We start from the raw sequence: 6,594 nt of genomic DNA, 5'->3' as shown, positions 1-6,594 counted from the left end.
CGGGCGAGCTCGCCGGCCACCGTGCTGCGGGCCGTCCCGCCCGCCGGCAGCTCCGGCGACCACAGCGGCACGGTCTCCGCGCCGGCGACGGCCCGGGCCACCCGGTTGAGCCCGCGCACCACCGGGCTGGGGGAGGCGTCGGCCACCGACAGCGCGGTCGAGCCGAGGCGTCCCACCGTGTCCCAGTGGCGGGCGGCGGTGCGCCAGGCGGCCCGCTCGGGGACGGGGTGGTCGTCGGCGCGGAGCCGCTTGACCAGGTCGCCGGTGTTGATGAGAACCGGGCAGGCGGTCTGGCACATCCCGTCGGCCGCGCAGGTCTGCACCGCGTCGTAGGTGTACTGGTCGTCGAGCTCGGCGACCAGCTCCTCGTCCCCGGCCGCCCGGGCGCGGGCCCGCGCCCGGCGGACCACGATCCGCTGCCGCGGGGTGGTGGTGAGGTCGCGGGAGGGGCAGACCGGCTCGCAGTAGCCGCACTCCACGCAGCGGTCGACCTCCTCCTCCACCGTCGGCGTCACCTTGATGTGACGCAGGTGCACCTCGTCGTCGTCGGTGAGCAGGACCCCGGGGTTGAGGGTGCCGGCCGGGTCGAGCAGCCGCTTGGTCTCGCGCATCACCTCGTACAGCTCGTCGCCGAACTGGCGCCGCACGAACGGGGCCATCACCCGTCCGGTGCCGTGCTCGGCCTTGAGCGTGCCGCCGTGGCCGAGCACCAGGTCGACCATCGCCTCGGTGAAGGCGGCGTAGCGGCGCAGCGGCTCGGGCTCGGCGAAGCGGTCGGTGATCATGAAGTGGACGTTGCCGTCGCGGGCGTGGCCGAAGATCACCGAGTCGCCGTAGCGGTACTCCTCGAACAGCCCGGTCAGCGCGGTGCAGGTCTCGGCCAGGGCCGGCACCGGGACGGCGATGTCCTCCAGCAGCGCGGTGGTGCCCGAGGGACGCGCCCAGGAGACCGCGGTGAACAGGCCCTTGCGCAGCTTCCACAGCCCGGCCCGGGCGCGGGCGTCGGTGGTCAGCGGGGCCGGGCCGGCGAGCGGCAGGTCGGCCAGCACCGGGGCGGCGTCGGCGGTGAGCGCGGCGAGCTGGTCGGGGTCGTCGGCCTGGTACTCCAGCAGCAGGGCGGCCTGCCGGTCGACGTCCAGGGCGGCCAGCTCGGGCGGCACCTCGGCCAGCGACTGGCCGACCCGCAGCGAGACGGCGTCCATCAGCTCCAGCGTCGCCGCGCCGCTGCCGACCAGCGCGGGCAGCGAGCGGTTCGCGGTGGCGAGGTCGTCGAAGACCAGCAGCGCCGACGCCGCGTGCGGGCGCAGCGGGACCGTGCGGAAGGTGGCCTCGGCGACGAACCCGAGCGTGCCCTCGCTGCCGACCAGCAGCCGGGTGAGCAGCTCCGGCACGGTGTCGGCGTCGACGAAGGAGTTGAGCCCGTAGCCCATGGTGTTCTTCATCGCGTACTGCTGCTCGATGGTGGCCAGCGAGGACGGGTTCGCGCGCACCCGGTCGCGCAGCCGCAGCAGGCCGGCGTGCAGCTCCGGCTCGCGGGCGCGGAGCAACGCATCGGCGTCCGGGGCGCCGGTGTCGACGACCGTGCCCGAGGCCAGCACCACCACCAGCGACTCCAGGGTGCGGTAGCTGTTCTCGGTGGTGCCGCAGGCCATGCCGGAGGAGTTGTCGGCGATGACGCCGCCGACGGTGCAGGCGATCTCGCTGGCGGGGTCGGGGCCGAACTTGCGCCCGTAGGCGGCCAGGTGGGCGTTGAGCCGACGGACCGTGACCCCCGGCTGGACCCGGACCCGGGCGCCGCCGTCGAGCACGGTGAGGTCGGTGAAGTGCTTGCGGACGTCGACCAGCACCCCGTCGGTGACGCCCTGCCCGGACAGGCTGGTGCCGCCGCTGCGCAGGGTCACCGGGACCCCGGTGCGGGCGCTGGTGCGGAACAGCGCACCCACCTCGGCGGCGTCGCGGGCCACCACGACGGCCTGCGGGGTGAGCTGGAAGTGCGAGGCGTCCGGGCCGAGGGCGTGGACGTCCAGGGCCCGGGAGCGGATCCGCGCCGGTTCGGTGACGGCGCCGGCCAGCTCGGCCAGCAGCGTCTCCCGGGTCGCCGTCGTCCCCGCTCCTGCCGTCCCCTCCACCGTCGCACGCACGACCCCGACCCTAACCGCGCCCACCCGTGCCGGCGGCACCGAGGAGCCCGGCTCCGGCGCCGGTCCTGGGGCGGGTCCGCTCAGCGGACGTGGTCCCAGCGGGTCGGGTCGTCCTCCAGCGAGACCCGGTCCCAGCCGCCGTGGTCGGCTGCGGCCTCGTAGGTGCTCTGCAGGAAGTCCAGCACGGTCCGGTCCGGGTCGGCCGACGTCCGCACCGCCTCGTAGGGCAGCAGGAACTGGCGCAGCGCGCTGTCGTAGTAGGCGGCCTCCGGGCGCACCGGGTGCTCGGCGAACCCGGCGGGCTCGGGGTAGGCGTAGGCGTAGAACGCGCCCTCCTCACCGCCGCCGGGCCAGAAGCCGCAGCTGCTCAGCTCGCGGGAGTAGCCCTCGACCATCACCCAGTCCCCGCAGTTGGGCGCCCCGCCGGGGTGCTCGGGGGCGGGCCGGCCGGAGAAGCGGGTGCAGGCCAGGTCGAAGGAGCCCCAGAAGAAGTGCACGGGGCTGACCTTGCCGACGAAGTGGGAGCGGAACTCGTTGATCAGCCGGTCGGCCTGCACCAGCTGGCGCCAGAACGCCTGGACCGCGTCGGGATCGTAGGAGGCGTGCTCGTGGTCCTCGGCGAAGGGGATGGCCGGGTGCACCTCGTTGGGGAGTGCCGAGATCTCGGCCTCGACGCCCAGCTCGCGCAGCGCCTGCAGCGTCTCGGCGTGGAACCGGGCCACCGACTTCGGCTCGAGCCGGACGCTGCGGGTGCCGCCGTCGCTGGTGCGGATCCGCAGCTGGTGGTCGACGAAGTCGAGCTCGAGGTCGACCAGCCGCTCCCCCGCGGCGATGCTGCCGGTGGTCAGCCCGCGCGGGTTCACGTACAGCGTGACCTGCCACCAGTGGTTGAGCAGCGGTGCGTGGGCCATGCGGATCTTGCCGACCACCTGGGTCCACATGTGCAGAGTGTCGCGGGTCGCGGTCCAGTCCTCGACCCGCAGCGCGGGCCAGGTCGGGGAGGTGGTCGTGACGTCGGTGGTGGTCATGGGTCTCCTCGGCCGGCCGTGCGGGACGGCCACACCCTCGCAGCATTCACGTGAATGTTCAACCATTTGGTGGACGGGGAACGCCGCGGGACGGGCGACCCCAGCGCGCCCGGGTGGTGGCGCGCCGGGGCCGTCGGGTCAGCCGCGGGGCGGGACCGTCAGGGTGAAGGTGCCGTCGGCGCGGTCGTCCCAGCTGGTGGTGTAGGCGGCCAGGTAGTCGTCGAGGTAGGGCGAGCGGGCACCGTCGGTGGGCTCGTCGTCGGTGTTCTGCAGGTCGAGCTCGAGCCGGGCGCGGGTGACGGTGATCGTCTCCCCCGACGGGGTGTCGGCCCACGACCACGAGGTGTTGGTGCCGATGCCGACGGCGAGCTGGTGGCCCTTCCGGAGGGTCCAGTCGGTCGACTTGAGGTCGAAGGCGACCGAGCCGTCCTCGACCAGCGACATCTGCTCGTCGAACATCACCGCGGTGCCGTCGGGGGCGACGTCCCACAGCCGCACCAGCACGTTGCCGCTGCCCTCGACGTCCAGCAGCACCCGCGGGGTGCCGGTGACCCGGGTGTCGACGCGGACCGGGCGCGACCAGGTCTGGTAGCCGTCGGCGTCCTCGGTGCTGCGCGGACCGCGGGCGACCCGGCTCTGCACCACCGGGTCGGGGGCGTTCTCCATGTCCCACGCCGTGTCCGCGCCGGCCGCCGCCAGCCGGGCGTCGCTCGCGCCGCCGTCGTCGACGTAGTCGTCGCGCTGCAGGCGGACCGTGGTGGAGCGCGTCACCACCGGCCAGGTGTCCTCGGCCCGCCACTGCCCGGTGTTGTCCTCGACCACGAACGCCGGGTCCTCGACCTCGGGCTCGACGTCCTTGAGGTGCTCGTCGTAGAAGCGCAGCACCTCCTCGAACCAGCCCTCACGCCCCATCCGCAGGACGCCGTCGGGGCCGCGGTCGTTGCCACGCACGTGCTCCCACTGGCCGAGCCAGCCGCGCTGCTCGCCGTCGTGGTTCTCCAGGTAGGCCTGCATGTCCTCGGGCTTGGTGTTCGGCTCGATGAAGCCCTGGGTGACGAAGACCGGCACCTCAGAGCCCTCGGCCTGGGCGGCCAGGTCGCGGGCCTGCCAGTAGGCCGACTCCTCGTCGGGGTCCTGGGTGTCGCTGAGGTTGTCGGCGAAGCACTCGGGGTGCGACCGCTCGTAGGCGGCGTTGGCCCGGTACCGCTCGGAGTCGTCGGCCATCCCCTGGATGGAGGCGATCGAGTTGTAGGCGCGCGGCGTGCCGAGGTAGTTGGGCCGGCGCACACCGTTGGAGAAGAGGTAGTTGTACATGTCCCAGACCGGCTCCTGGGCCACCACGGCGTCCAGGCCCTCGGGCTCGAGGTTGGCCCCGACCAGCCCGGTGGAGGCGTCGTAGGACTTGCCGTACAGCCCCACCCGCCCGTTCGACCACGGCTGGCTGGCGGCCCATTCCACAGCCGCCTCGACGTCGGCCTGCTCACCGGGGCCGACCCAGTCCAGGCAGCCGGTGCTGCCGCCGAAGCCGCGCAGGTCGACCATCACGAAGGTGTAGCCCTCGGCCATCAGGTCCGCGCCCTCGACGAGGTCGAAGAAGCGCTCGGACGGGCCGGTGTGCTCGAAGCCGTCGTCACCGGTCTGGCCGGCGTGGGCGAAGTAGGGCCCGACCGACAGGATCACCGGCGTCTCGGCGTCGGCGGGCAGGTCGGCCGGGCGCAGCACGTCGGCGTGCAGCTCGACGCCGTCGGTCGACGGCAGGTAGTGCTCGGTCCAGGCCGCGCCCTCCGGCACCCGCGGGTTCTCCTCGGAGGTGACGGGGTCGTCGGGGGTGGGGATCGGGGCGGCCGTGGCGGGGGCCGGCACCAGGGTGGCGCCGACCAGCGCCGCGCCGGCCAGCACCGGCAGCAGGGGACGGAGGTTCATCGGGTGCTCCTGGGGTGAGGAGGTGGTGGGGTGCCGACAGGCTAAGCCCGACCACCGACACCGCGACAGGGGTCGGAGGTCCTCCGACCGGCCCACCGCCCGCCGAGAGGAACGGTCGAGGGCGTCCGCGCACCGTCCGACCCCTGGCTCGTTCCGCTCACCGACCGGGCGGCTGCCACCAGGGTCGGGGCCCGGACCGTCGACGATGGGACCACGGCCCCATGGGCGGCCGGGGCGGCGCTCCTAGGCTGTGGGCCGGTGGCCGCGGCGTGCGGCCGGGACGGTTCAGGAGGCGCGGGTGCAGGAGAGGGGCGTGAGCCAGCTCGGCGTCTACCACCCGCTGCAGGCCCCACGGGAGCCGGCACCGGAGAACGCGTGGTCGCGTGACGCCGTGATCACGCTGGTGTTCGTGCTGTTCGCCTACGTCACCGGGGTCGGCTTCGGCCTCGGCGCCGGGTTGCTCTCGATGCTGATCGCGCTGCCGCTGGTGTTCCGTCGGCACTACCCGATGCTGATGCTCTACGGCAGCACCTTCGGCGCGCTGGTGCAGCTCCTGCTGCCGAACATCCAGGCCAGCGTCGTGGTGGTGCCGTTCGTGGTCTACAACGTGGCCCGCTGGGTGGCACCGCCCGCGGCTGCCCGACTGTCGGTGATCGTCGGGCTGATCGGCTCGATCCTCGGCCCGGCCCGCTGGACCACCGACGACTCCTACTACGGCGGGCCGTCGCTGCTGGCCGTCTACGCCTTCACCTGCCTGGTCTGCGTGCTCGCCGCCTACGTGTTCGGACGCCGCCGGCACGAGTCGATCCGGTCGGTCGACGAGCGGCGCCAGGCCGAGGAGACCACGCTGCGGATGCAGCTGGCCGCCAGCGAGCAGCGGGCCCGGGCCGCCGAGGTGAACGAGCGCAACCGGATCGCCCGGGAGCTGCACGACATCGTCGCCCACTCGCTGTCGGTGATCGTCGTCCAGGCCGAGGGCGGACGCGCGCTGGCGGCCAAGAAGCCCGAGCTGGCCGGCGACGTCCTCGACACCATCGCCGAGACCTCCCGGGACGCGCTCACCGAGATGCGTCGGATCGTCGGCGTGCTGCGGCACGGCCCCGACAACGCCCCCGCCGACTGGAAGCCCGCCCCCGGGCTGGGCGACCTGGCCGACCTGGTCCAGCGGACGTCGGACCGGGCGACCCTGGAGGTCCGCGGCACGTTGCCGCAGGTCAGCCAGACCGTCGGGCTGACGGTCTACCGGGTCGTGCAGGAGGCGCTGACCAACATGCTCAAGCACGCCGGGCCGGACGCCCGCGCCCGGGTGCTGCTCGACTGCACCTCCCCGTCGGCGGTCGAGCTGGTGGTCCGCGACGACGGCGTCGGCGCCCGGGCCGGCACGGACGGCCGCGGCCACGGCCTGCGCGGCATGCACGAGCGGGTCCACCTGGTCGGCGGCCAGGTGCGCACCGGGCCGCACCCCGAGGGCGGGTTCGAGGTCCGCGCCCGCTTCCCGCTCG

4 protein-coding genes are annotated in these 6,594 nt (G+C 74.0%); 1 reads left to right on the top strand and 3 read right to left on the bottom strand.

Going from position 1 to position 6,594, the window contains the following annotated elements; all coding sequences use genetic code 11:
• The 3 genes from DVA66_RS15275 to DVA66_RS15265 all read right to left on the bottom strand — a co-directional run.
• On the bottom strand, positions 1-2,141 hold a 2,141-nt coding region (locus tag DVA66_RS15275), incomplete at its 3' end, for an FAD-binding and (Fe-S)-binding domain-containing protein (protein ID WP_198671805.1).
• Positions 2,142-2,221: 80 nt separating this feature from the next.
• Entirely contained in the window at positions 2,222-3,169 is a 948-nt protein-coding gene (locus tag DVA66_RS15270) for a DUF5996 family protein (protein WP_114560855.1), read from the bottom strand.
• Between the two features lie 138 nt (positions 3,170-3,307).
• On the bottom strand, positions 3,308-5,092 hold the full coding sequence (locus DVA66_RS15265; protein WP_114560854.1) for a CocE/NonD family hydrolase: 1,785 nt from the start codon (positions 5,090-5,092) through the stop codon (positions 3,308-3,310).
• Positions 5,093-5,405: 313 nt separating this feature from the next.
• Between DVA66_RS15265 and DVA66_RS15260 the strand changes: the two genes are divergently transcribed.
• Positions 5,406-6,594: sensor histidine kinase (locus tag DVA66_RS15260; RefSeq protein ID WP_157974039.1), on the top strand; the 1,189-nt coding region annotated here is incomplete at its 3' end.

Origin of the sequence: Desertihabitans aurantiacus, from assembly GCF_003344635.1 — a bacterium.
Taxonomy (GTDB): Bacteria; Actinomycetota; Actinomycetes; order Propionibacteriales; family Propionibacteriaceae; genus Desertihabitans; species Desertihabitans aurantiacus.
The sequence above is the reverse complement of the archived record's forward strand: the minus strand, read 5'-3'. Positions and strand labels throughout refer to the sequence as shown.